Source organism: Meridianimarinicoccus zhengii, assembly GCF_003254465.1.
GTDB lineage: Bacteria > Pseudomonadota > Alphaproteobacteria > Rhodobacterales > Rhodobacteraceae > Meridianimarinicoccus > Meridianimarinicoccus zhengii.
In genome coordinates, this window is sequence record NZ_QDFI01000171.1 from 1 (window position 1) to 1335 (window position 1335).

At 63.7% G+C, this 1335-nt stretch carries 2 protein-coding genes; both read left to right on the forward strand.

All coding sequences use genetic code 11. The features are described from left to right. The first annotated feature begins 124 nt into the window (after positions 1–124). The gene (locus DDE13_RS22385) at positions 125–1012 is read left to right on the forward strand and encodes a tyrosine-type recombinase/integrase (protein ID WP_111406395.1); all 888 of its coding nucleotides are present in this window, start codon (positions 125–127) and stop codon (positions 1010–1012) included. A 12-nt stretch (positions 1013–1024) separates the two neighbouring features. Beyond that, a partial coding sequence (locus DDE13_RS22390) for an IS91 family transposase (RefSeq protein WP_222626190.1) occupies positions 1025–1335 on the forward strand: 311 nt, incomplete at its 3' end.

The window sequence follows — 1335 nt, forward strand, 5'->3', positions numbered from 1 at the left end:
CTAAGCCGCTCCGCGGCAAGGGCGCCCTTGGCTGGCGTTGATCCTTATTTTCAGCGTTTGTCTATGTGGCCCGGCTTTCTGGCCTGACGATTGGGGTCTTCCCACCGTCAGACAGGAGGTTCCCATGGAGGAGAAGAAGACCACTCCGCTGCGCCAGCGGATGATCGAGGACATGAACATCCGCGGGTTGTGCGAGAAGACCCAGAAAGCCCACATCCGGAATGTGAAGCATTTCGCGTCGTTCCTCGGGAGGCCGCCTGACACTGCCACGCCGGAGGATCTGCGGTCATACCAGCTCAAGATGACCGAAGAGGGGGTGACCGCCAGCACCTTCAACGTGCGCATCATCTCGCTGCGGTTCTTTTTCGGCGTCACTTGCGGGCGCGACGAGATGAAGCGCTTCATGCAGTTCCACCGCAACCCCCGGAAGTTGCCCATCGTCCTGAGTGTCGAGGAAGTGGCCGATCTGATGGCCGCCGTGCCGGGCCCGGGTCTGAAGTATCGCGCGGCGCTCGGGATCAGCTACGGAGCCGGGTTGCGCGCGTCCGAGGTCTGCAACCTCAAGGTCAAGGATATCGACAGCGACCGGATGCTGATCCACGTCGATGACGGCAAGGGCGGGCGTGATCGCAAGGCCATGCTCTCGCCCAGCCTGCTGGACCTGTTGCGGGATTATTGGCGCGAGTCCCGTCCCGAGGGCTGGTTGTTTCCGGGCAAGCCCAAGATCTGCCCACTTTCACCGCGTCAGTTGAACCGGGCGTTCACCTCGGCCAAGCACATGGCGGGCATCAAGAAGGCCGCGACATTGCACACGCTGCGGCACAGCTTCGCGACGCATCTGCTTGAGGCCAACACGGACGTGCGGGTGATCCAGGTGCTGCTCGGTCACGCCAAGCTGACGACGACGGCGCGTTATACCCATGTGGCGACAAAGACGATCCGCGGCACGGTCAGCCCCTTCGAGCAGATGAAGCTGCTTCAGGACGAGACCCTCCGACGAGGACTGGAATAGCACCCGGAGCGCGTGCCCCGGCCAAGGCTGGAGATCGCTGACATCTTCCGTGCCCATGGCCCTGCGTGGCGGCGCGCCAATGCCGGGCATGTCAGCCTCTCCCAGCTGAAGGTGATGTCAGCGATCGAAGCCTGCCGGACCGAGGCGCTCGGCGGGCATGTGGCGGCGTGTGCCAAGTGCGGCCACCAGCACATCGCATACAACTCCTGCAAGAACCGGCATTGCCCGAAGTGCCAGGGACCGGCGGCGCGGGACTGGATGGCGGCGCGTGCGGACGATCTGCTGCCCGTGGAATACTTCCACGTCGTCTTCACCCTTCCGGC

What these genes read in the sequence shown, in the direction of transcription:
- DDE13_RS22385 (WP_111406395.1), top strand. Translation starts at nt 125, where the DNA reads ATGGAGGAGAAGAAGACCACTCCGCTGCGCCAGCGGATGATCGAGGAC.